At 61.3% G+C, this 23745-nt stretch carries 26 protein-coding genes and 1 tRNA gene; 26 read left to right on the forward strand and 1 reads right to left on the reverse strand.

The window, feature by feature from the left end; translation table 11 throughout:
- Positions 1 to 67: 67 nt before the first annotated feature.
- From tpiA to ACZ9H4_RS07690, 26 genes are all read left to right on the forward strand, one after another.
- Entirely contained in the window at positions 68 to 850 is a 783-nt protein-coding gene (tpiA, locus tag ACZ9H4_RS07565; RefSeq protein WP_408154002.1) for a triose-phosphate isomerase, read from the forward strand.
- 81 nt (positions 851 to 931) lie between these two features.
- Positions 932 to 1327, forward strand: a complete 396-nt coding sequence (gene secG, locus ACZ9H4_RS07570; protein WP_476118627.1) for a preprotein translocase subunit SecG — start codon at positions 932 to 934, stop codon at positions 1325 to 1327.
- A 114-nt stretch (positions 1328 to 1441) separates the two neighbouring features.
- Positions 1442 to 1526 (forward strand) — tRNA-Leu (locus ACZ9H4_RS07575).
- Between the two features lie 163 nt (positions 1527 to 1689).
- On the forward strand, positions 1690 to 2049 hold the full coding sequence (locus tag ACZ9H4_RS07580; RefSeq protein ID WP_007175615.1) for an NADH-quinone oxidoreductase subunit A: 360 nt from the start codon (positions 1690 to 1692) through the stop codon (positions 2047 to 2049).
- 63 nt (positions 2050 to 2112) lie between these two features.
- Positions 2113 to 2592 carry a NuoB/complex I 20 kDa subunit family protein gene (locus ACZ9H4_RS07585; RefSeq protein ID WP_006052903.1) on the forward strand — a complete coding sequence of 160 codons (480 nt, stop codon included), beginning with the start codon at positions 2113 to 2115 and terminating at the stop codon, positions 2590 to 2592.
- Positions 2593 to 2613: 21 nt separating this feature from the next.
- Positions 2614 to 3216: an NADH-quinone oxidoreductase subunit C gene (locus tag ACZ9H4_RS07590; protein WP_175161669.1), complete on the forward strand. Its 603-nt coding sequence runs from the start codon at positions 2614 to 2616 to the stop codon at positions 3214 to 3216.
- Between the two features lie 9 nt (positions 3217 to 3225).
- Positions 3226 to 4479: an NADH-quinone oxidoreductase subunit D gene (locus ACZ9H4_RS07595; RefSeq protein ID WP_408148572.1), complete on the forward strand. Its 1254-nt coding sequence runs from the start codon at positions 3226 to 3228 to the stop codon at positions 4477 to 4479.
- Positions 4480 to 4609: 130 nt separating this feature from the next.
- On the forward strand, positions 4610 to 5095 hold the full coding sequence (gene nuoE, locus ACZ9H4_RS07600) for an NADH-quinone oxidoreductase subunit NuoE (RefSeq protein WP_042327491.1): 486 nt from the start codon (positions 4610 to 4612) through the stop codon (positions 5093 to 5095).
- Entirely contained in the window at positions 5092 to 6420 is a 1329-nt protein-coding gene (gene nuoF, locus ACZ9H4_RS07605; protein WP_476118629.1) for an NADH-quinone oxidoreductase subunit NuoF, read from the forward strand. The genes nuoE and nuoF overlap by 4 nt, the downstream gene beginning before the upstream one ends.
- Positions 6421 to 6547: 127 nt before the next feature.
- Positions 6548 to 8881, forward strand: a complete 2334-nt coding sequence (gene nuoG / locus ACZ9H4_RS07610) for an NADH-quinone oxidoreductase subunit NuoG (protein WP_408154008.1) — start codon at positions 6548 to 6550, stop codon at positions 8879 to 8881.
- On the forward strand, positions 8882 to 9946 hold the full coding sequence (gene nuoH, locus ACZ9H4_RS07615; protein WP_168666438.1) for an NADH-quinone oxidoreductase subunit NuoH: 1065 nt from the start codon (positions 8882 to 8884) through the stop codon (positions 9944 to 9946).
- Positions 9947 to 9961: 15 nt separating this feature from the next.
- Positions 9962 to 10450, forward strand: a complete 489-nt coding sequence (gene nuoI / locus ACZ9H4_RS07620; protein WP_012432383.1) for an NADH-quinone oxidoreductase subunit NuoI — start codon at positions 9962 to 9964, stop codon at positions 10448 to 10450.
- 204 nt (positions 10451 to 10654) lie between these two features.
- On the forward strand, positions 10655 to 11341 hold the full coding sequence (locus ACZ9H4_RS07625; protein ID WP_121317079.1) for an NADH-quinone oxidoreductase subunit J: 687 nt from the start codon (positions 10655 to 10657) through the stop codon (positions 11339 to 11341).
- 20 nt (positions 11342 to 11361) lie between these two features.
- Positions 11362 to 11667, forward strand: coding sequence for an NADH-quinone oxidoreductase subunit NuoK (gene nuoK, locus ACZ9H4_RS07630; RefSeq protein WP_006052894.1), 306 nt, complete (start codon positions 11362 to 11364; stop codon positions 11665 to 11667).
- A gap of 17 nt (positions 11668 to 11684) precedes the next feature.
- Entirely contained in the window at positions 11685 to 13757 is a 2073-nt protein-coding gene (gene nuoL / locus ACZ9H4_RS07635) for an NADH-quinone oxidoreductase subunit L (protein WP_408148578.1), read from the forward strand.
- 14 nt (positions 13758 to 13771) lie between these two features.
- Positions 13772 to 15262 carry an NADH-quinone oxidoreductase subunit M gene (locus ACZ9H4_RS07640; protein WP_408148580.1) on the forward strand — a complete coding sequence of 497 codons (1491 nt, stop codon included), beginning with the start codon at positions 13772 to 13774 and terminating at the stop codon, positions 15260 to 15262.
- A 25-nt stretch (positions 15263 to 15287) separates the two neighbouring features.
- Positions 15288 to 16760, forward strand: a complete 1473-nt coding sequence (gene nuoN / locus ACZ9H4_RS07645; RefSeq protein ID WP_476118631.1) for an NADH-quinone oxidoreductase subunit NuoN — start codon at positions 15288 to 15290, stop codon at positions 16758 to 16760.
- Positions 16760 to 17056: a DUF2818 family protein gene (locus ACZ9H4_RS07650; protein ID WP_007175603.1), complete on the forward strand. Its 297-nt coding sequence runs from the start codon at positions 16760 to 16762 to the stop codon at positions 17054 to 17056. The genes nuoN and ACZ9H4_RS07650 overlap by 1 nt, the downstream gene beginning before the upstream one ends.
- A gap of 43 nt (positions 17057 to 17099) precedes the next feature.
- A complete protein-coding gene (locus ACZ9H4_RS07655; protein WP_476118632.1) occupies positions 17100 to 17684 on the forward strand; it encodes an NUDIX domain-containing protein in 585 nt (194 codons plus the stop codon).
- 328 nt (positions 17685 to 18012) lie between these two features.
- Positions 18013 to 18258 (forward strand): hypothetical protein, encoded by a 246-nt coding sequence (locus tag ACZ9H4_RS07660; RefSeq protein ID WP_408148588.1) that lies wholly within the window; start codon positions 18013 to 18015, stop codon positions 18256 to 18258.
- Between the two features lie 55 nt (positions 18259 to 18313).
- Entirely contained in the window at positions 18314 to 18838 is a 525-nt protein-coding gene (locus ACZ9H4_RS07665; protein ID WP_408148590.1) for a helix-turn-helix transcriptional regulator, read from the forward strand.
- Between the two features lie 253 nt (positions 18839 to 19091).
- Entirely contained in the window at positions 19092 to 19517 is a 426-nt protein-coding gene (locus tag ACZ9H4_RS07670) for a DUF1178 family protein (protein ID WP_408148592.1), read from the forward strand.
- A 48-nt stretch (positions 19518 to 19565) separates the two neighbouring features.
- The gene (locus ACZ9H4_RS07675) at positions 19566 to 20762 is read left to right on the forward strand and encodes an acyl-CoA dehydrogenase family protein (protein ID WP_408148594.1); all 1197 of its coding nucleotides are present in this window, start codon (positions 19566 to 19568) and stop codon (positions 20760 to 20762) included.
- A gap of 10 nt (positions 20763 to 20772) precedes the next feature.
- Positions 20773 to 21900 carry an acyl-CoA dehydrogenase family protein gene (locus ACZ9H4_RS07680; protein ID WP_476118633.1) on the forward strand — a complete coding sequence of 376 codons (1128 nt, stop codon included), beginning with the start codon at positions 20773 to 20775 and terminating at the stop codon, positions 21898 to 21900.
- A 36-nt stretch (positions 21901 to 21936) separates the two neighbouring features.
- Positions 21937 to 22395 (forward strand): MaoC family dehydratase, encoded by a 459-nt coding sequence (locus ACZ9H4_RS07685; protein WP_408328372.1) that lies wholly within the window; start codon positions 21937 to 21939, stop codon positions 22393 to 22395.
- Positions 22392 to 22868: a MaoC family dehydratase gene (locus ACZ9H4_RS07690; RefSeq protein ID WP_476118635.1), complete on the forward strand. Its 477-nt coding sequence runs from the start codon at positions 22392 to 22394 to the stop codon at positions 22866 to 22868. The genes ACZ9H4_RS07685 and ACZ9H4_RS07690 overlap by 4 nt, the downstream gene beginning before the upstream one ends.
- A 136-nt stretch (positions 22869 to 23004) precedes the next feature.
- Here ACZ9H4_RS07690 and ACZ9H4_RS07695 read toward each other — a convergent pair whose 3' ends face one another.
- Positions 23005 to 23706 carry a glutathione binding-like protein gene (locus tag ACZ9H4_RS07695; RefSeq protein ID WP_476118636.1) on the reverse strand — a complete coding sequence of 234 codons (702 nt, stop codon included), beginning with the start codon at positions 23704 to 23706 and terminating at the stop codon, positions 23005 to 23007.
- Between the last annotated feature and the right edge of the window lie 39 nt (positions 23707 to 23745).

Here is a 23745-nt window from a genome sequence, read left to right on the forward strand (position 1 = left end):
GCCGAATGAATCCGAAAGGCGGACTGTGAGCGCAAACAAAGTCCGCCCGCCAAGACTAGACGAGACGATGTCGAAACAACAACGAGCCAAACTGGTAGTCGGTAACTGGAAGATGCACGGGCGTCTCGCTGCGAATGCCACGCTGTTGCAGGCTGTGGCGCAAGGCTCGGGCGATCTGCCGGCCGACGTACGCGTGGGCGTGTGTGTGCCGAGCCTGTATCTCGCGCAGACTCAATCGTTGCTGGAAGGCAGTCGGGTTGTGTGGGGTCTGCAGGACGTGTCCGCGTTCACGCATGGCGCCTATACCGGTGAAGTGGCGGCACCCATGGCGACCGACTTCGGCGCCACGTTCGCGATCGTCGGGCACTCCGAGCGTCGCGCCTATCATCGCGAAAGCGCCGAGCTGGTCGCGGTGAAAACGCAGCGTGCGCTGGAAGCGGGTTTGACGCCGATCGTCTGCGTCGGTGAAACGCTCGAGGAGCGCGAAGCCGGTTCGACCGAGCAGGTAGTCGGCGCGCAGCTGGATGAAGTGCTGGCGAAGCTGTCGGTGCAGGAAGCGGCCCGTCTGGTCGTCGCGTATGAGCCGGTCTGGGCGATCGGCACTGGCAAGAGCGCGAGCTCGGCGCAGGCGCAGGCCGTTCATGCGTTCCTGCGCGCGCGTCTGGCGGCAAAGGGCGCGGCGGTGGCGGATGTGCCGCTGTTGTATGGCGGCAGCGTGAAGCCGGAAAACGCGGAAGAATTGTTCCGTCAACCGGATATCGACGGCGGCCTGATCGGCGGCGCGTCGTTGAAGGACCAGGATTTCCTGGCGATCTGCAAGGCGGCGGCCGCAACCAGCGTCGCCGGTTAGCAGGGCGCCTTGTCGAGGATGACCCCATCCCGCGAAACACACTGTGTGTGGCGCGGTTAAATAAAGACTCAGGTGAGTGTGATGCTGTATTTGAAAACATTGATTATCGTCGTTCAGCTGTTGTCGGCTCTCGGGGTCATCGGCCTTGTTTTGCTGCAACACGGCAAAGGCGCCGATATGGGCGCTGCTTTCGGTAGCGGCGCATCGGGCAGCCTGTTCGGTGCAACCGGTTCGGCAAACTTTTTGTCGCGTACGACGGCCGTGCTCGCCGCAGTGTTTTTTGTCACGACGCTCGCGCTCACTTACCTCGGCGCGTATCGGTCGAAGCCTTCCGCGGGCTTGCTGGGCGCGGCGGTGACCGCACCGGCTGCGCCGAGTGCCACGCCTGCAGCTTCCGCGCCGGTCGCTGGCTCGGCTGCACTGCCGGCCTCGCCTGCCTCGCCAGCGTCCGTTCCGGCTACGGGCGTGCCGAAATAAAATTTTCGTTCAAAGTGCCTTTGGTGCGTTGAACAAACTGTTTAAACAAGTTACAATTCAAGTCTTGAAGCGATTCGCGGGTTTTACAAGTTGTTTTCCCGGATTGCATGCAGTGCCGACGTGGTGAAATTGGTAGACACGCTATCTTGAGGGGGTAGTGGCGAAAGCTGTGCGAGTTCGAGTCTCGCCGTCGGCACCAAAATGTTATCTAAATGCCAGCCGCTTGCTTCGCTTCGGCTGGCATTTTCACTTTCAGGGCACGGTCTGCGTTGGGCTTGCGGCATGTGCGTTTCGGAAGTGATTTCGCGTCAGGAGTGCTATGCTCTTGGCGGCACTTTAGAACCAACCGATTGAGGATAGTCTTGAACCTCGCAGCCTATTTCCCCGTCTTGTTGTTCCTCATTGTAGGCACCGGTTTAGGCGTAGCGCTGGTCAGTATCGGTAAGATTCTTGGTCCCAACAAGCCCGATACCGAGAAAAACGCACCGTACGAGTGCGGCTTCGAAGCATTCGAAGATGCGCGCATGAAGTTCGACGTGCGCTATTACCTCGTCGCCATTCTCTTCATCATTTTCGACCTTGAAACCGCGTTCCTGTTCCCGTGGGGCGTGGCCTTGCGTGACATCGGCTGGCCTGGCTTCATGGCAATGATGATTTTCCTGCTCGAGTTCCTGCTTGGCTTTGCCTATATCTGGAAGAAGGGCGGCCTCGACTGGGAATGATGGATTAATCGCCGGTTTGCGTGGGTGGCCAAGGCTTGCCGCCCCGTCTGGAGTGGAAAGCAAATGAGTATCGAAGGGGTCTTGAAGGAAGGGTTTGTCACCACCACGGCAGACAAACTGATCAACTGGACGCGCACCGGCTCGCTGTGGCCGATGACGTTCGGTCTTGCGTGCTGTGCGGTCGAGATGATGCATGCGGGCGCCGCCCGCTATGACCTCGACCGCTTCGGCGTGGTGTTTCGTCCGAGTCCGCGTCAGTCGGACGTGATGATCGTCGCCGGCACGCTGTGTAACAAGATGGCGCCCGCTCTGCGCAAGGTCTACGACCAGATGGCCGAGCCGCGCTGGGTGATCTCGATGGGCTCGTGCGCGAACGGCGGCGGCTATTACCACTACTCGTATTCGGTAGTGCGCGGCTGCGACCGGATCGTGCCGGTCGACGTCTATGTGCCGGGTTGCCCGCCTACCGCGGAAGCGCTGGTGTACGGCGTGATCCAGTTGCAGGCCAAGATTCGCCGCACTAACACCATCGCCCGTCAATAAGGCCAACGCCTCCCCCACAATATGGCAAGCAAACTCGAGACCCTGAAAGCGAACCTCGAGGCGGCCTTTGGCGGCCTCCTGCTGAGCACTACCGAAGCAATCGGTGAGTTGACGATCGTCGTGAAGGCAAGCGACTACCTCAACGTGGCAACGCGTCTGCGTGACGATCGCTCGCTCGGTTTCGAGCAATGCGTGGATCTGTGCGGCGTCGACTATCAGACTTACGCCGACGGTGCTTATGACGGTCCGCGTTTTGCGGCTGTTCTGCATTTGTTGTCGGTGCAGAACAACTGGCGCTTGCGTCTGCGCGTGTTCGCACCGGACGACGAAGTGCCGATCCTGCCGTCTGTCGTCGAAATCTGGAATTCGGTCAACTGGTACGAGCGCGAAGCATTCGACCTGTACGGCATCGTCTTCGAAGGCCACCCGGACCTGCGCCGCATTCTGACCGACTACGGTTTCATTGGTCACCCGTTCCGTAAAGATTTCCCTGTCTCCGGCTACGTCGAAATGCGTTACGACCCGGAAGAGAAGCGCGTCGTCTATCAGCCTGTGACGATCGAGCCGCGGGAAATCACGCCGCGCGTGATCCGCGAGGATCGCTATGGCGGTCTGAAACACTAAGAGAACGCCATGGCAGAGATCAAGAACTACACGCTCAACTTCGGCCCTCAGCATCCGGCAGCGCACGGTGTGCTGCGTCTCGTGCTCGAACTCGACGGCGAAGTCATCCAGCGCGCCGATCCGCACATCGGTCTGCTGCATCGCGCGACTGAAAAGCTCGCCGAAACCAAAACCTTCATCCAGTCCGTGCCGTACATGGACCGTCTCGACTACGTGTCGATGATGGTCAACGAGCACGGCTACGTGATGGCGATCGAAAAGCTGCTCGGCATCGACGTGCCGGTGCGCGCGCAATACATTCGCGTGATGTTCGACGAAATCACGCGCGTGCTGAACCACCTGATGTGGATCGGCGCGCATGCGCTCGACGTTGGCGCGATGGCGGTGTTTCTGTATGCGTTCCGCGAACGCGAAGACCTGATGGACGTGTACGAAGCGGTGTCCGGTGCACGGATGCACGCGGCCTACTATCGGCCGGGTGGCGTCTATCGCGATTTGCCCGACGCGATGCCGCAGTACAAGGCTTCGAAGATCCGCAATGCGAAGGCGTTGTCGAAGATGAACGAGAACCGTCAAGGTTCGCTGCTCGACTTCATCGACGATTTCTTCACGCGTTTTCCGAAGTGCGTCGACGAATACGAAACGCTGCTCACCGACAACCGGATCTGGAAACAGCGTCTGGTCGGCATCGGCGTGGTCAGCCCGGAACGTGCGCTGCAACTCGGCATGACCGGCGCAATGCTGCGCGGCTCGGGCATCGAATGGGATTTGCGCAAGAAGCAGCCGTACGAAGTCTACGACAAGATGGATTTCGACATTCCGGTCGGCGTGAATGGCGACTGCTATGACCGCTATCTGGTGCGCGTCGAAGAAATGCGCCAATCCACGCGGATCGTGAAACAGTGCGTTGAGTGGTTGCGCAAGAATTCAGGCCCCGTGATGATCGACAATCACAAGGTTGCGCCGCCGTCGCGCGTCGGTATGAAGTCGAACATGGAAGAGCTGATTCACCACTTCAAGCTGTTCACGGAAGGCTTCCACGTTCCCGAAGGCGAGGCGTACGCGGCGGTCGAGCATCCGAAGGGCGAGTTCGGCATCTACCTGATCTCGGACGGCGCCAACAAGCCGTATCGCCTGAAGATTCGCGCACCGGGCTATGCGCACCTGTCCTCGCTGGACGAAATGGCGCGCGGGCACATGATTGCCGACGCCGTGACGATCATCGGCACGCAGGACATCGTGTTCGGCGAAGTGGATCGCTAGGACGTATTCATCGGCGCGTGTCTTCAGATTGCACCGGGACACGCGTCAAGCAAAGGAACGCCGGGTCTGTCGCAGCATGAATGAGCGACGGGTTTTCGTTCGGTAGGAATTGAAAGAGTCGTGTCTGAAAATGATCTCAGCTGAAGGCCTGAAAGAAATCGATCGTGCGATCGCGAAGTATCCCGCCGATCAGAAACAGTCCGCCGTGATGTCGGCGTTGGCCGTTGCTCAGGAAGAGCATGGCTGGCTGTCGCCCGAACTCATGCAGTTCGTCGCGGACTATCTCGGCATGCCGGCGGTCGCCGTGCAGGAGGTGGCTACCTTCTACACGATGTACGAGACCTCGCCGGTCGGCAAGCACAAGATCACGCTCTGCACGAACCTGCCGTGCCAGCTCGGCCCGGACGGCGGTTCCGACAGCGCCGCTGAATATCTGAAGCAGAAGCTCGGCATCGACTTCGGCGAAACCACGCCCGACGGCAAGTTCACCCTGAAAGAAGGTGAGTGCATGGGTTCGTGCGGCGACGCGCCGGTGATGCTGGTGAACAACCATCGCATGTGCAGCTTCATGAGCCGCGCGAAGATCGACCAGCTGCTCGAGGAACTTTCGAAATGACGTCTTTACACGATCGTCACATCAAACCGCTGATTCTCGCCGGCCTGAACGGCGACAACTGGCATCTCGAAGACTATGTGGCGCGCGGCGGTTACGCCCAGCTGCGCCGCATTCTGGAAGAAAAGATTCCGCCCGAGCAGGTGATTGCCGACGTCAAGGCGTCGGGTCTGCGCGGCCGTGGCGGTGCAGGCTTCCCGACCGGTCTGAAGTGGAGCTTCATGCCGCGTCAGTTCCCGGGGCAGAAGTACCTCGTCTGCAATTCGGACGAAGGCGAACCGGGCACGTTCAAAGACCGCGACATCCTGCGCTTCAATCCGCATTCGCTGATCGAAGGCATGGCCATCGGCGCGTACGCGATGGGCATCACGGTCGGCTACAACTACATTCACGGCGAAATCTTCGAAGTCTATCGACGCTTTGAACAGGCGTTGGACGAAGCGCGCCGCGCCGGGTTCCTCGGCGAGAACATCATGGGTTCGGGCTTCTCGTTCGAACTGCATGCGCATCACGGTTACGGCGCCTACATCTGCGGCGAAGAAACCGCGCTGCTCGAATCGCTGGAAGGCAAGAAAGGCCAGCCGCGCTTCAAGCCGCCGTTCCCGGCGAGCTTCGGCGTGTACGGCAAGCCGACCACGATCAACAACACCGAGACGTTCGCGGCGGTGCCGTTCCTGCTCGCGATCGGTCCGCAGAATTACCTCGAAATCGGCAAGCCGAACAACGGCGGCACGAAGATTTTCTCGGTGTCGGGCGACGTCGAGCGTCCGGGCAATTATGAAATTCCGCTCGGCACGCCGTTCGCCACGCTGATGGAACTCGCCGGCGGCATCCGCGGCGGCAAGAAGATCAAGGCCGTGATTCCTGGCGGTTCGTCGGCGCCGGTGATTCCGGGCGAGATGATGATGCAGACCGACATGGATTACGACTCGATCGCCAAGGCCGGCTCGATGCTTGGTTCGGGCGCAGTCATCGTGATGGACGAGACGCGCTGCATGGTGCGCTCGCTGCTGCGTCTGTCGTATTTCTATTACGAAGAGTCGTGTGGACAATGCACGCCTTGCCGTGAAGGCACGGGCTGGCTGTACCGCGTCGTCCATCGTATCGAGCATGGGCTCGGCCGTCCGGAAGACCTGGATCTGCTGAACTCGGTCGCGGAAAACATCATGGGCCGCACGATTTGCGCGCTCGGCGATGCAGCGGCCATGCCGGTTCGCGGCATGCTCAAGCACTACTGGGACGAATTCGAATATCACGTCGCCCACAAGCAGTGCCTCACCGGCGGTCATGCCGGCGCGGCAGCGGCGACGGAAACAGTGGCCGCTTGAGTTGGCCAGCTGGGCTGGCTCACCAGATAACCACCAGACGAACACGTCAACCGCGGGATTCATCGCCTGACACGGTGATGAACAGGCGAACGATTGAGCGGTAACAGGTTAAGGAAGATTGACCATCATGGTTGAACTTGAAATAGACGGCAAGAAAGTAGAGGTGCCTGAAGGCAGCATGGTGATCCAGGCTGCGCATAAGGTCGACACGTACATTCCTCACTTCTGCTATCACAAGAAGCTGTCGATTGCGGCCAACTGCCGGATGTGTCTGGTCGATGTCGAGAAGATGCCGAAGGCCGTGCCTGCATGCGCGACGCCGGTGTCGGCGGGCATGATCGTGCGCACCAAGTCGGACAAGGCCGTCAAGGGCCAGCAAGCCGTGATGGAATTCCTGCTGATCAACCACCCGCTGGATTGCCCGATCTGCGACCAGGGCGGCGAGTGCCAGTTGCAGGATCTGGCCGTGGGTTACGGCAAGTCGGCGTCGCGGTATAGCGAAGAAAAGCGCGTGGTGTTCCACAAGAACGTCGGCCCGCTGATCTCGATGGAAGAAATGTCGCGTTGCATCCACTGCACGCGTTGCGTCCGCTTTGGCCAGGAAATTGCCGGCGTGATGGAACTCGGCATGCTGGGCCGCGGCGAGCATTCGGAAATCACCTCGTTCGTCGGCAAGACGGTCGACTCCGAACTGTCGGGCAACATGATCGATCTGTGCCCGGTCGGCGCGCTGACCAGCAAGCCGTTCCGCTACAGCGCCCGCACGTGGGAACTGTCGCGCCGCAAGTCGGTGAGCCCGCACGATTCGGTCGGCGCGAACCTCGTGGTGCAAGTGAAGAACAATCGCGTGATGCGGGTTTTGCCGTTCGAAAACGAATCCATCAACGAATGCTGGATTTCGGACAAGGACCGCTTCTCGTATGAAGCCCTCAACGGCCCCGAGCGTCTGACGCAGCCGATGCTCAAGCAAGGCGGCAAGTGGGTCGAGACCGACTGGCAGACCGCGCTCGAGTACGTGGTCAAGGGCCTGAAGGGCATCAAGGGCGACCACGGCGCGAACGCGCTGGCCGCGCTCGGCAGCGCTCACAGCACGGTCGAAGAATTGTTCCTGTTGAAGCAGCTCGCGCAAGCGGTCGGCACGCCGAACGTCGATTTCCGTCTGCGTCAGTCGGATTTCTCCGCACCCGTCAACGGTGCGCCGTGGCTGGGTACGGCTATCGCCGAATTGTCGAACGTCGATGCGGCGCTCGTGATCGGTTCGGATCTGCGCCGCGATCATCCGCTGTTCGCAGCGCGTCTGCGCCAGGCGGCGAAGAATGGCGCGAAGCTCACGCTCGTGCAAGCCACCAGCGAAGACGCGTTGATTCCGCAAGCGCAACGCGTGGTCGCGGCGCCGTCGGCATGGCTCGACGCGCTGGCCGGTATCGCGGGCGCGATTGCGGAAGCCAACGGTGTTGCACTGCCTGAAGCATTTGCCGGCACGCAGCCTACGGATGCCAATAAGCAGGTCGCCAAGTCGCTCGCTACCGGCGAACGTCGTCTCGTATTGCTCGGCAACGTCGCGGTCCGTCATCCGGACTTCGCGGCCATTCACGCCGCCGCGCAGTGGATCGCGGACGCGACCGGCGCAACGCTGGGCTTCCTCACTGAAGCAGCCAACACGGTCGGCGCGCATCTCGTGAACGCGCTGCCGGGAGAAGGCGGTCTGAACGCTCGCGACGTGTTCCAGCAACCGCGCAAGGGCTATGTGCTGCTGAACGTCGAGCCGGAGTTCGACACGGCCAACCCGGCGCAGGCGCTTGCCGCGCTGAAGCAGGCTGAAATGGTCGTGGTGATGTCGCCGTTCCAGATCGGCGCCGAATACGCCGACGTGCTGTTGCCGGTCGCGCCGTTCACCGAGACGGCCGGTACGTTCGTCAACGCCGAAGGTACGGCGCAGACGTTCAACGGCGTCGTGCGGCCGCTGGGCGACACGCGTCCGGCATGGAAGGTGTTGCGCGTGCTGGGCAGCCTGCTCGGCGCACCGGGCTTCGAATTCGACACGGCAGAAGAAGTGCGCGTGGCGGCTCTCGGCGACGGCGATCTGAGCTCGCGTCTGTCGAACAGGACAGGTGTTTCGGTGGCGCGTGGCAAGGCGGCCAAAGCGGCCGAGGGCAAGTTCGAGCGCATCGCCAATGTACCGATCTATCACGCCGATGCGCTGGCACGTCGCGCGGATTCGCTGCACCTCACCGCGGCGGCGCGTGCGGCGAACTCGGTTGGGCTGCCTGCAGCGCTGTTCGACAAACTGGGTTTGAAGGAAGGCGACGCAGTGCGCGTGCGCCAGGGCGAGCAATCGGTGCAGTTGCCGGCCGTGCGCGACGCGAATCTTGCGGAGACGGTCGTCCGCGTATCGGCGGCTACGCCTGCCGGTGCAGCGCTGGGCAGCCTGTTCGGTGAACTGGTGGTGGAGAAGGCGTAAATGAGCTTGTTCGATACGATCAACTCGGGCGGCACCCAGCTTCTCGGTGTGGCATGGCCCACGGTGTGGGCGCTGGTGCGCATCCTGGTGGTAGCCGTCGTGATCCTGCTGTGCGTGGCTTACCTGATTCTGTGGGAGCGTAAGCTGATCGGCTGGATGCACGTGCGTCTCGGCCCGAACCGCGTCGGTCCTGCAGGTTTGCTGCAGCCGATCGCCGACGTGCTGAAGCTGTTGCTGAAAGAAGTGATTCAGCCGGCCCAGGCGAGCCGCTGGATTTATCTGATCGCGCCGATCATGGTGGTGGTGCCGGCCTTCGCGGTCTGGGCGGTGATTCCGTTCCAGGCGGGCGCGGTGCTCGGCGACATCAACGCGGGTCTGCTGTACGCAATGGCGATCTCGTCGATCGGTGTGTACGGCGTGATTCTGGCCGGTTGGGCATCGAACTCGAAGTACGCGTTCCTCGGCGCGATGCGCGCCGCGGCCCAGATGGTGTCGTACGAAATCTCGATGGGCTTCGCCCTCGTCGTCGTGCTGATGACGGCTGGCACGCTGAACCTGTCGGGAATCGTCGGTTCGCAGGAGCATGGCTTCTTCGCGTCGCACGGTCTGAACTTCCTGTCGTGGAACTGGCTGCCGCTGTTGCCGATGTTCGTCGTGTACTTCATCTCGGGCATCGCTGAAACGAACCGTCACCCGTTCGACGTGGTGGAAGGCGAGTCGGAAATCGTCGCGGGCCACATGATCGATTACTCGGGGATGGCGTTCGCGCTGTTCTTCCTCGCCGAGTACATCAACATGATCGTGATCTCGGCATTGGCTGCAACGCTGTTCCTTGGTGGCTGGAGCGCTCCGTTCGGGTTTCTGTCGTTCATCCCGGGCATCTTCTGGCTCGTCCTCAAGGTTTTCTTGCTGTTGTCGGTGTTCATCTGGGCGCGCGCCACATTCCCGCGCTACCGCTATGACCAGATCATGCGTCTGGGCTGGAAGGTCTTCATTCCGGTCTGCGTGGTGTGGCTGGTGGTGGTCGGATTCTGGATCATGTCGCCGTTGAACATCTGGAAATAAAGGGCGGATGAACCCATGACCGCAATCCAAAATTTTTTCAAGACCTTCTTCCTGACGGAGCTGCTCAAGGGCCTCGCACTGACCGGACGTTATACGTTCCAGCGCAAGGTGACCGTGCAGTTCCCGGAGGAGAAGACCCCGATCTCGCCGCGTTTCCGTGGTCTGCATGCACTGCGCCGCTATGAGAACGGCGAAGAGCGCTGCATCGCCTGCAAGCTGTGCGAAGCGGTGTGCCCGGCGCTCGCCATCACGATCGAATCGGAAACGCGCGCGGACAACACCCGTCGCACGACGCGCTACGACATCGACCTGACCAAGTGCATCTTCTGCGGTTTCTGCGAAGAAAGCTGCCCGGTCGATTCGATCGTCGAGACGCACATTCTCGAGTATCACGGCGAAAAGCGCGGCGACCTGTACTTCACGAAGGACATGCTGCTGGCAGTCGGCGATCGCTACGAAGCGGAGATCGCTGCGAACAAGGCAGCCGACGCACCGTATCGTTGAAGCGCCCCGCTGTTAATGCTGTAAGAGCAGTGGCAAATGCGGCACCCAAAGCAGTAACACGGCCTGTTGTCGGGCCGGACGCCGCGGCCTGAACGCCGCGGCACGGCGCACCTGTGCGGCAGTTCTGGCGGTTTCGTCCGCTTTTGCTAACCACGCGTGCCAAAGAACAATGCCTGACGATGGCCTAACGATGAACCGGTAATCATGGAATTCACGACCGTACTGTTCTACATCTTCGCGCTGCTCCTGGTTGTCTCGGGGCTGAAGGTGATCACCTCGCGCAACCCGGTGTCGTCCGCACTGTTTCTGGTGCTGGCGTTCTTCAACGCAGCCGCGATCTGGATGCTGCTGGAGGCCGAGTTCCTTGCGATCCTGCTGGTGCTGGTCTATGTGGGCGCGGTGATGGTGCTGTTCCTGTTCGTCGTGATGATGCTGGACATCAATCTCGACGTGCTGCGCAAAGACTTCAAGCGCTTCGTGCCGATGGCCACGCTGGTGGGCGCGATCATCGTGATCGAAACCGCACTGATCCTGTGGCACGGCTACGGCGCGACCGGCACCGCGCTGCGCGACACCACGGCGGCCGCGAACGGCATGGGCGACTGGTCGAACACGCGCCTGATCGGCAAGGTCATCTACACCGACTACATCTTCGCGTTCGAAATCGCCGGCCTCGTGCTGCTGGTGGCGATCATCGCGGCGATCGCACTGACCACGAGCCACAAGAAAGATAGCAAGCGCCAGAACGTCAGCGAGCAGGTCAAGGTGCGCGCTCAGGACCGTGTGCGTGTGGTGAAGATGGCGTCGGAAAAAACCGCGGCAACCGTCGCGGCAGAAGAAGCCGCCGCAGCGGCGGCAGCGGCCGAACAGGCCTCTGCCAAGAACAGCTGAGCGGACAGGAGATAGAAATCATGTTGACCCTTGCCCATTACCTTGTCCTCGGCGCGATCCTGTTTGCGATCAGCATCGTCGGCATTTTCCTGAACCGCCGCAACGTCATCATCATCCTGATGGCGATCGAACTGATGCTGCTCGCGGTGAACACCAATTTCGTCGCGTTCTCGCATTACCTGGGCGACGTGCATGGCCAGATCTTCGTCTTTTTCGTGCTGACGGTTGCAGCGGCGGAAGCGGCGATCGGTCTCGCAATTCTGGTGACCCTGTTCCGTAGCCTCGACACGATCAATGTCGAGGATCTCGATCAGCTCAAAGGTTAATTTCAGGAAAAGCGGTTATGTCCACGATACTCAATGAAAACCTGTTGTTGGCGATCCCGCTGGCACCGCTCGCCGGCTGCCTGGTTGCAGGGCTGTTCGGCAAGGCGGTAGGGCGAGCGGGCGCGCATTCGGTTACGATCCTCGGCGTCGCGATCTCGTTCATCCTGTCGGCCATCGTGTTCTTCCAGGTGCTGAATGGCGCGAGTTTCAACGCGACCGTCTATCAATGGATGGCGATCGGCAAGACGCAGTTCGAAATCGGCTTCCTGGTCGACTCGCTGACCGCGATGATGATGTGCGTGGTGACCTTCGTGTCGCTGATGGTGCACATCTACACGATCGGCTACATGGCCGACGACGACGGCTACCAGCGCTTTTTCTCGTACATCTCGCTGTTCACGTTCTCGATGTTGATGCTCGTGATGAGCAACAACTTCCTGCAGCTGTTCTTCGGCTGGGAAGCGGTGGGCCTGGTGTCGTACCTGCTGATCGGTTTCTACTTCAAGCGTGAGACCGCGATCTACGCGAACATGAAAGCGTTCATCGTGAACCGCATCGGCGACTTCGGTTTCCTGCTGGGTATCGGCCTGCTGTTCGCATTCGCCGGCTCGATGAACTACGGCGACGTGTTCGCGAAGCGCACCGAACTCGCGGCATTGACTTTCCCTGGCACGGACTGGGGTTTGCTGACGGTTGCCTGCATTTGCCTGTTCATCGGCGCGATGGGTAAGTCGGCGCAGTTCCCGCTGCACGTCTGGCTGCCGGATTCGATGGAAGGCCCGACGCCGATCTCCGCACTGATTCACGCGGCCACCATGGTGACGGCCGGTATCTTCATGGTCACGCGCATGTCGCCGCTGTTCGAACTGTCGGACACGGCGCTGTCGTTCGTCATGGTCATCGGCGCGATTACCGCGTTGTTCATGGGTTTCCTCGGGATCGTCCAGAACGACATCAAACGCGTGGTGGCTTATTCCACGCTGTCGCAGCTCGGCTACATGACAGTCGCACTCGGTGCGTCGGCGTACTCCGTGGCCGTGTTCCACCTGATGACGCACGCGTTCTTCAAGGCGCTGCTGTTCCTCGGCGCGGGCTCGGTGATCATCGGCATGCACCACGATCAGGACATCCGCAACATGGGCGGCCTGCGCAAGTACATGCCGATCACGTGGATCACGTCGCTGGTCGGTTCGCTGGCGCTGATCGGTACGCCGTTCTTCTCGGGCTTCTACTCGAAAGACTCGATCATCGACGCAGTGAAGCTGTCGCATCTGCCGGGCTCGGGTTTCGCGTACTTCGCGGTGGTGGCGAGCGTGTTCGTCACTGCGCTGTATTCGTTCCGTATGTACTTCATGGTGTTCCACGGCAAGGAGCGTTTCCGCGGTCCGAAACATCCGGAATCGCCGATGGGCATCGAAGCCGCGGCGCATGCGCATGACGCGCATGGTCACGACGCGCACGGCCATGGCCACGGTCACGACGACCACGCGCACGAGCCGCATGAAACGCCGTGGGTGGTGTGGCTGCCGCTGGTGCTGCTGGCCATTCCGTCGGTGGTGATCGGCGCGATCGGCGTCGGTCCGATGCTGTTCGGCGACTTCTTCCAGCATGGCGTGGCGTTTGACAAGGTGATCTACATCAGCGAGAACCATCCGGCGCTGCACGAGATGGCCGAGGAGTTCCGCGGCTGGGCGTCGATGGGCCTGCACTCGGTGTCGGGTCTGCCGGTGTGGCTCGCGCTCGCGGGCGTGGTGGTCGCGTGGTTCCTATACCTGGTTCGTCCGGACCTGCCGGCTGTCATCAAGCGCGCATTTGGCCCGATCTACACGTTGCTCGATAACAAGTACTACATGGACAAGATCAACGAAGTCGTGTTTGCGCGGGGCGCAGTGGCAATTGGCCGTGGTCTCTGGAAGGAAGGCGACGTCGTCGTGATCGACGGCATCGTCAACGGCAGCGCACGCTTTATCGGCTGGTTTGCCGGCGTGATCCGCTTCCTCCAATCCGGCTACATCTACCACTACGCGTTTGCCATGATTATCGGCATGTTGGGGCTCCTGACCCTGTTTGTAACGCTCGGCGGCAAATAAGGCGAGGGACACTAATGCACGCTTATCCGATTCTCAGTATCGCGATCTGGTTACCGATCCTCGTCGGTCTTCTGGTTCTGGCTGTCGGTTCGGACCGTAATCCGGCACCCGCACGCTGGATCGCGCTGATCGGCTCGGTCGTCAGCTTCCTCGTGACGATCCCGCTGATCACCGGTTTCGACTCGAGCACCGCCGATCTGCAGTTCGTCGAAAAGGCCAACTGGATCGAGCGCTTCAACATCTCGTATCACCTGGGCGTCGATGGCATCTCGATGTGGTTTGTCGTGCTGACCGCGCTGATCACGGTGATCGTCGTGATCTCCGCGTGGGAGGTGATCACGAAGAACGTCGCGCAGTACCTCGCGGCGTTCCTGATCCTGTCGGGCATCATGGTCGGCGTGTTCAGCTCGGCTGACGGCATGCTGTTCTATGTGTTCTTCGAAGCGACGCTGATCCCGATGTACATCATCATCGGCGTGTGGGGCGGGGCGAACCGCGTGTACGCGGCGTTCAAGTTCTTCCTGTACACGCTGATGGGCTCGCTGCTGATGCTGGTCGCGTTGCTGTACCTGTACGTCGAGACCGGCACGTTCGACCTCGCCACGTGGCAGCACGCCCAGATCGCGATGACGCCTCAGGTGCTGCTGTTCATCGCGTTCTTCATGGCTTTCGCCGTGAAGGTGCCGATGTGGCCGGTGCACACGTGGTTGCCTGACGCGCACGTGGAAGCGCCGACCGGCGGCTCGGTCGTGCTGGCCGCGATCATGCTGAAGCTGGGCGCCTACGGTTTCGTGCGCTTTTCGCTGCCGATCACGCCGGACGCAAGCCACTTTCTGGCACCGGTTGTCATCACGCTGTCGCTGATCGCGGTGATCTACATCGGCCTGGTCGCGATGGTGCAGGCCGACATGAAGAAGCTGGTCGCGTATTCGTCGATCGCGCACATGGGTTTTGTCACGCTCGGCTTCTTCATCTTCAACCAGCTCGGTGCGGAAGGCGCGATCGTACAGATGATCTCGCACGGCTTCGTGTCGGGCGCGATGTTCCTGAGCATCGGCGTGCTGTACGACCGTATGCACTCGCGCCAGATCGCGGATTACGGCGGCGTCGTCAACGTGATGCCGAAGTTCGCCGCGTTCGCGATGCTGTTCTCGATGGCCAATTGCGGCTTGCCGGGCACCTCCGGTTTCGTCGGCGAGTTCATGGTGATTCTCGCGGCCGTCCAGTACAACTTCTGGATTGCCGGCGGTGCGGCAGTTACGCTGATTCTCGGCGCGGCCTACACGCTGTGGATGTACAAGCGCGTGTACTTCGGCGCGATCGCCAACGATCACGTGAAGAGCCTGCTCGACATCAGCCGCCGCGAATTTTTCATGCTGGCAGTGCTCGCTGCACTGACGCTGTTCATGGGCCTGTATCCGAAGCCCTTTACCGATGTGATGCACGTATCCGTGGAAAACCTCCTCTCCCACGTTGCGCAATCGAAGCTGCCGTTGCCTCAGTAACGCCGAGCGGAGGAATTTAAAGACCATGCAAAACGCCCCTATGACTGCTCTGTTGCCCGACGCACTGGTGATGCTCGCCGTTGTCGTCGCGTGGCTCAACGACACGTTCGTCGGCCAGGACGGTCGCCGTACCACGTATTTCATCGCATTCTTCTCGACGCTGGTTGCCGGCATCTGGTTTGCGGTGAATGCGTTCGACCCGCAAGTCCGCTACTTCTTCGGCCACATGTACGTGGTGGACCCGTTCGCCAGCGTGATGAAGGCGGTGGTGTCGCTCGGCTACGCGGTATCGATCGTTTATTCGCGCCGTTACCTCGAAGATCGCAATCTGTTCCGCGGTGACTTCTTCCTGTTGGGCATGTTCGCGCTGCTCGGCCAGCTCGTGATGATCTCCGGCAACAACTTCCTGACGCTGTATCTCGGTCTGGAACTGATGTCGCTGTCGCTCTACGCAGTGATCGCGCTGCGCCGCGAAGTGCCGCAGTCGAACGAAGCTGCGATGAAGTACTACGTGCTCGGCGCGCTGGCTTCCGGTTTCCTGCTGTACGGCATCTCGATGCTGTACGGCGCAACCGGCTCGCTCGACCTGAACGAGGTGTTCAAGGCGATCGGCTCGAGCCATTACGATCCGAGCGTGCTGCTGTTCGGTGTGATTTTCATCGTGGCGGGCGTGGCGTTCAAGATGGGCGCGGTGCCGTTCCACATGTGGGTGCCCGACGTCTATCAGGGCGCTCCGACGGCGATGACGCTGATCGTCGGCGGTGGCCCGAAGGTGGCGGCATTCGCGTGGGGCCTGCGTTTCCTCGTGATGGGCCTGCTGCCGCTCGCGGTCGAATGGCAGCAGATGCTGGTGATTCTGGCGGCGCTGTCGTTGATCGTCGGCAACATCACCGGTATCGTGCAACGCAACGTCAAGCGCATGCTCGCGTACTCGGCGATCTCGAACATGGGCTTCGTACTGCTCGGTCTGCTGGCCGGCGTGGTCGACCAGAAGACCGTAGGCGCCGCGAGCGCGTACGGCTCGGCAATGTTCTACAGCATCGTCTACCTGATCACGACGCTCGGCACCTTCGGTGTCATCATGCTGCTGGCGCGCCGCGATTTCGAAGCGGACACGCTCGAAGACTTCAAGGGCCTGAATCAGCGCAGCCCGGTGTTTGCCTTCGTGATGATGATCATGATGTTCTCGCTCGCCGGCATTCCGCCCGCGGTCGGCTTCTATGCGAAGCTCGCGGTGCTGCAGGCAACCATGAACGCTGGCCTGACCTGGCTGACGGTGTTGGCGGTGATCACGTCGCTGTTCGGCGCGTTCTACTACCTGCGTATCGTCAAGCTGATGTACTTTGACGAGCCGCAAGACAAGTCGCCGATCGTCGCCGACACCGGCACGCGTGCGCTGCTCGCGCTCAACGGTGTCGCGGTGCTGGTGCTCGGTATCGTCCCGGATCCGCTGCTGCGCGCCTGCCTGCAGGCTATCCAGCACACGCTGCTGCTCTGATGTCGGCTGCGGGTTGGTTTATCGTGCTGTTGGCGCTCGTCGGCGCCAACCTGCCTTTCCTGAATCAGCGCCTCTTCGCTGCGGTGCCGCTGAAAGCGGCGAAGAAGAGCGCATGGATCCGGATCGCCGAGTTGATCGTGCTGTACTTCGTGGTCGGCGCGCTCGGGTTTTTGCTCGAAGCGCGAGCGGGAAACCGCTTCGAGCAGGGCTGGCAGTTCTACGCGATCACGTTCGCCCTTTTCGTCGTGTTCGCCTTCCCTGGCTTTACCTTCCAATATCTCGTCAAACGCCGCTGACGGCGTATCGCCGTCGCGCACCAGGCAGTCCCGAGGTCCGCATATGGCTGAACTTCCCAATCACGACGCCGCGCTTACCGAGACCTGTGTCGACAGCAAGACGGTCCATGAAGGCCCGTTTCTGACGCTCAAGTGCGATACCGTCCGCCTGCCGGACGGCAAGCACGCGACCCGCGAATACGTGCAGCATCCGGGCGCCGTGATGGTGATTCCTTTGTTCGACGACGGCCGCGTGCTGCTGGAAAGCCAGTACCGCTATCCGATGGGCAAGGTCATGGTCGAGTATCCGGCCGGCAAGCTCGATCCGAACGAGGGGGCGCTGGCGTGCGCAATACGCGAGCTGCGCGAGGAAACCGGTTATACGGCGCGTGAATACGTGTATCTGACGCGCATTCACCCGATCATTTCCTACTCCACCGAGTTTATCGACATTTACATCGCGCGCGGTCTGACGGCGGGCGAGCGCAGCCTCGACGAGGGCGAGTTTCTCGAACTTTTCACCGCGACCATCGCCGATATGTCCGAGTGGGTGCGCACCGGCAAGATCACGGATGTGAAGACGATCATCGGCACGTTCTGGCTGGAGAAGGTGCTGTCGGGTGAGTGGCCGATGGCGGCGCCGGAGTAACGCTGTCGGGCGGGATGCGTGTGCGGCGCGCATCGGTTTGACGTCCGCCGGAAGAAGCCCCTGTCGGTCCATGACCGGCAGGGGCTTTGTCTTGGTGGGCGAGATATCGAGCGAGGGCCTTTGCGTGTCTGAAAAAAGGTGTCATTTTCCTATGCCATCCGGCAGTCTCGCCGGGCGCCTGTCGCAGCGCTAGTATGGATCTTCCGAGAGAGGGCGGTTGAGTCCCATTTGCTTTGGATAACGAATCATGTGGGCGTGGCCGGATTGGCTTCAAGTTTGGTTGTCATTTGACAACCAAACTTGAAGCTGCTAAATTGGGAGGGTATCGATGGTGAGAGGAACTCACGCCAAGAAAGAGATCGAGGCCGCATTGGCCCATGCGGAGGAACACGGCTGGCGGGTTCAAAGCGGTGGTAAAGGCCACGCGTGGGGAAAAATCTACTGTCCTTACAACGACGCGGAGTGTCGTTGCGGCGAGTTCTGCATATCGAGTGTGTGGAGTACGCCGAAGAATCCCGGCAACCACGCACGGCACTTACGGCGCATCGTCGACAACTGTACTGCTCGTCGGTAGCGGTAGGGTTGTTCAACGGCGAAGGGCTAAGGCGTGAATGACGCAGGAGTAACGTATGGAATATGTGTTCACTTTGAAGTACCGGCTCGCGGCGGAGGATTGCGATTCCGACGAGATCGTCGAACGCCTGGGCGAAGCAGGGTGCGACGACGCGACAGTGGGCGTGGGGCAATCTGGCCGTATCGCGCTGCTTTTTTCGCGCGAAGCGGCGTCCGCGTTCGAGGCATTGGTCAGCGCGCTCAAAGATATCAAACGAGCAGTGCCGTCGGCGCGGCTAGTCGAAGCGGGTCCCGATTTTGTCGGCCTCACTGATGTTGCCGAGGTTGCCGGCGTGTCGCGGCAAAACATGCGCAAGCTGATGCTGAGCCACTCAATCGATTTCCCGCCTCCGGTCCACGAGGGCAGCGCATCGGTATGGCATCTGTCGGACATTCTGGATTGGCTGACCGAGCGCGGTGGATATGACATCAAGGCCGACGTGGCGGATGTCGCAAAATCGGCGAAGCAAATCAACCTTGCCAGGGAAGCACATCAACTCGAACCGCGGTTCAACCGCGAACTCGCGAGTCTCGTGGCATAGAAGCCATGATGGCGGGCAGCACGCGAAGGCCGTGGCGGTCGATACTAGTAGCGACTCCGCTTTTCGTCCGGGCTGCCTCCTGTTTTATACGTCGGATTGCCTTCGGCAGCCCTTTGCGCAAAGCGTTAAAATCGCGCACCGCGTTGGATTTATCCGCAGCATCTAACGTCGGGGCATCGTCCGTAAAAATTTACGAACGACCGTTCACAAAATTTCGTTTTGCGCTAAACTGGCACGCAAGCCCTGATTCCACATGAAGGTCCTCGATTTACAGTGTCCGCATGGCCATCGGTTCGAAGGCTGGTTTGCTTCGGCTGATGACTTCGAATCGCAGCAGTCCCGCAAGCTCGTCGAATGTCCGATTTGCGGTGCGAATGAAGTCAGCCGTTTGCCGTCGGCACCCCGACTGAATCTGTCGGGCGCGACCGAAGCGAAAGTTCCGGCGGGCGTAGGCGATATGCAGGCGCGTGTCATGCGTGCGTTGCGCGAGGTACTGGAAAAGACCGAGAACGTGGGCGACCGCTTCGCCGAGGAAGCGCGGCGCATTCACTACAACGAAGCGCCTGCACGCAACATTCGCGGTGTCACGACACCTGAGGATGCGCGTGCCTTGGTCGAAGAAGGCATCGAAGTGATGCCGCTTCCGGTCCCGGCTGCCCTGAAGGAACCGCTGCAATAGCGCAGTGGCTCCGTGGCGGCGGGTGGTGGCGGCCAGGAGACACGACGCATGAATCTGGACTATTCCGCCGCTGACGACGCATTCCGCGCCGATATCCGCGCCTGGCTCGAAGCGAACCTGCCTCGCGAGCTAAGCGATAAAGTACTCAATCACAAGCGTCTTGGCCGCGAAGACTTCGCAGGCTGGCACAAACTGCTCGGCACGCGCGGCTGGTCGGCGATTGCGTGGCCGCAGGAGTACGGCGGCCCGGGCTGGGACGCGACCCAACGACACATCTGGGAAGAAGAGTGCGCGCGTATCGGCGCGCCGTCGGTGCTGCCGTTCGGCGTCTCGATGGTCGCGCCGGTGCTGATGAAATACGGCAACGACGCGCAGAAGCGCCATTATTTGCCGCGCATTCTCGACGGCACGGACTGGTGGTGCCAAGGCTACTCCGAGCCGGGCTCAGGTTCCGATCTCGCGTCGCTGCGCACACGCGCCGAGCGCGTTGGTGACCACTACGTGGTCAACGGTCAGAAGACCTGGACCACGTTAGGTCAGTACGCCGACATGATGTTCTGCCTCGTGCGCACCGACAGTGGCGCGAAGAAGCAGGAGGGCATCTCTTTCCTTCTGATCGACATGAAGACGCCGGGCATCACCGTGCGGCCGATCATCACGCTCGACGAGGATCACGAAGTCAACGAAGTGTTTTTCGAAGACGTGAAAGTGCCGGTCGAGAATCTGGTCGGTGAAGAGAATCGCGGCTGGACCTATGCGAAGTATCTGCTCGGCCACGAGCGCACGGGCATCGCGCGCGTCGGTTCGTCGAAGCGCGAGCTCGCGTTCCTGAAACGCGTTGCGCTGAATCAGAAAAAAAACGGCAAACCGCTGCTGCAGGACCCGGTATTCGCCGCCAAAGTCGCGAGTCTCGAGATCGAGCTGATGGCGCTCGAAGTCACCGTGCAACGCGTGGTCGCCAATGAGGCCGGCGGACGCGGGCCAGGACCGGAGGCGTCGATGCTGAAAATCAAGGGCACGGAAGTGCAGCAGAGCCTGACCGAACTCATGTTCGACGCCGTCGGGCCGCTCGCGGCACCGTTCGACGTGCCGTTCCTCGAAGGCGAGCGCGAGCACAGCCTCGCCGGCGACGACGATGCCGCGCCGCTGGCCGCTTACTACTTCAATTACCGCAAGACGTCGATTTACGGCGGCTCGAACGAAATTCAAAAGAACATCATCGCGCAGATGATTCTCGGACTTTGAGGAGCGGCGCATGGACTTCACATTCAACGACGAGCAGCAGCAATTCGCGGACGCGCTGCGCCGTTATCTGGACAAGAGTTATGGGTTCGAAGCGCGCCAGGCGATCGTGCGCTCGGAGTCCGGCGTGTCGGATACGCATTGGGCGGCCTTTACCGAACTGGGTCTGACCGCGCTGCCGGTGCCGGAGGCGCAGGGTGGCTTCAACGGCGGTCCGATCGACATGCTGGTGGTGATGCAGGAGCTTGGCCGAGCATTGGTCGTCGAGCCGTATTGGGCGACCGCGGTGGGCATCGAGGCGCTGCGCCTCGCGGGCACGGGCGAGGGGGAAGAGGCGTCGCTGCTGGAGCGCGCGGCGCAAGGCGAGCTCAAGTTGGCCGTGGCATTTCACGAGCCGCACGCGCGCTATGAGCTGTTCGACGTAAAGACGACAGCAAGCGGGCAGGGCGAGCAGCACACCTTCACCGGCACGAAATCGGTCGTGCTGCACGGCGCGCAAGCGGATGCGTGGATCGTGCCGGCCCGTTTGAACGGCGAAATCGCGCTCTTTGTCGTTGCGCGCGACGCGGCCGGCGTCAAGGTCACGGATTGCCGCACGATCGACGGGCAACGCGCCGCGACGCTCGAGTTCGACGGCACGCCCGGGCGCCGGCTCGCCGGCAAACATGCAGGCGCGGCAGCGCTCGAACATATCGCGGACTACGGCACGTTGCTGCTGTGCGCGGAGGCGATCGGCGCGCTCGACGCGCTGAATCTTGCCACGGTCGACTACACGAAGACGCGGCAACAGTTCGGCCAGCCGATCGCGCGCTTCCAGGCGTTGCAGCATCGCATGGTCGAGATGCTGATCCACGCCGAGCAGGCGCGTTCGATCACGTATCTGGCCGCGATGCGCTATTCGAGCGAAGACGTGGATGAGCGCCGCCGCGCCATTTCCGCCGCGAAGGTGCGGGTCGGTCAGGCCGCGCGGTTCGTTGGGCAACAGGCGGTGCAGTTGCATGGTGGCATGGGCGTGACGAACGAAGTGGCCGCGGCGCATCTGTTCAAGCGCCTCGCCATCATCGAAACCACATTGGGCGATGTCGATCATCATCTCGCGCGATTCGCCGCGCTGCCTGGCTTCATCACGGCCGAAGCCTGATCAGCTCCTTCAACCGGACAAAAAAGAGGTGCGACGATGGGATTGAGTTTCGAGGACATGGAAGCCGGCACGACCACGGAAGTCGGCAAGCACACGTTCACGCGTGAAGAGATCGTCGAGTTTGCGCAGAAGTTCGACCCGCAGCCGTTCCACCTGGACGAAGCCGCAGCGGCCGAGTCGCCGTTTCGCGGCCTGGTGGCAAGCGGCTGGCACACCTGTTCGGTGATGATGGGCATGCTGGTGCGCAACGTGCTGGCGGGCTCCACGTCGATGGGCTCGCCCGGTATCGACGAGATTCGCTGGTTGAAGCCGGTGCGTGTCGGCGACACGATCACGATGATGAACGTCGTGGTCGACAAGCGGGTATCGGAAAGCAAGCCGGATCGCGGCATCGTGTCGACGCGCTGGGAGGGCATCAATCAGCATGGCGAAACGGTGATCACGGTGCGCTCGAAGGGCATGTTTGGACTACGTCATCCGGGAGCCGCAGCATGACGACCGTCGCGGCGCCTGCGGCGACTCTGCATAATGCGGCGGCTTTGCGTGCGCTGATCGGCGCTGAGCCGCTGGTCAGCGAATGGCTGACCGTCGGTCAGGCCAGGGTCGATCGTTTCGCCGAGGCCACGGGCGACCATCAATGGATTCATGTCGACCCGGAGCGTGCCCAGCGCGAGTCGCCGTTTGGCGGTCCGGTCGCGCATGGCTTTCTGACGTTGTCGTTGATTCCGGCTCTGCTCGGCAAGACGTTGGCGATTGACCAGCGCATGGGCGTCAACTGCGGCCTGAACCGCGTGCGGTTCACATCGCCGGTCCTGGTCGGCTCGCACCTGCGCGCGAAATTCGCGGTGGAGGCGGTCACGGATGTCGATAACGCCGGCGTGCAAGTCCAATGGAGCGTCACGCTGGAGCGGCAGGGCAGCGAACGGCCGGTGTGTGTGGCAGAGTTCATCACGCGGCATTACTTCTAGCGCTTCAGCGCGGACATGTCGTAAAAAAGCGCGAGCCGGCATGCATGCCGGCTCGCGCTTTTTTAACAGCAATGAGCAGTGAGGAATGGGTCGAGCCTAAGAAGCGGCAGCGCCCCCGCCAATGCAGCGGAAATGCCTAATGCTTGGCGTACTGCGTCGCGCCGAACAGCATCTCTTTGGCCTTGTCGTCCATCAGCGGTACTCGGGCAGACGCCAGCACTTCGACACCGCGCATCACCGCCGGCCGCGTCGCGATCTCTTCATGCCAGCGCTTCACGTTTGGAAACGCATCGAGGTCGACACCCTGATTTTTCCATGAGCGGGTCCACGGAAACGCGGCGATGTCCGCGATCGTATAGTCGTTGCCCGCGAGGTACTGCGTCTTGCCGAGTTGCGTGTCCATCACGCCATACAGGCGCCGCGTCTCGTTCGTGTAGCGGTTGATCGCGTATTCGATCGGCTCAGGCGCGTAGATACGGAAGTGGTGAGTTTGCCCGAGCATCGGACCCAGGCCGCCCATCTGGAACATCAGCCATTGCAGTGTCGAATAGCGCGCGGCCGGATCGGTCGGCAGAAACTTGCCGGTTTTCTCGGCAAGATAAATCAGGATCGCGCCCGACTCGAACAACGCGAACGGTTTGCCGTCGGCGCCTTTCGGGCCGTCGGAATCGACGATCGCCGGGATCTTGTTGTTCGGACTGATGGCGAGAAATTCGGGTTTGAACTGGTCCCCCGCGCCGATATTCACCGCGTGCGCGGTATACGCGAGGCCCGTTTCCTCGAGCATGATGTGGACCTTGTGGCCGTTCGGGGTCGCCCAGCTATAGACGTCGATCATCCTGGCTCCATTGTTCGTGAAAGCGGCGCCGAACAAGGC

The sequence above is a fragment of the Paraburkholderia sp. TE9906 genome (assembly GCF_056279605.1).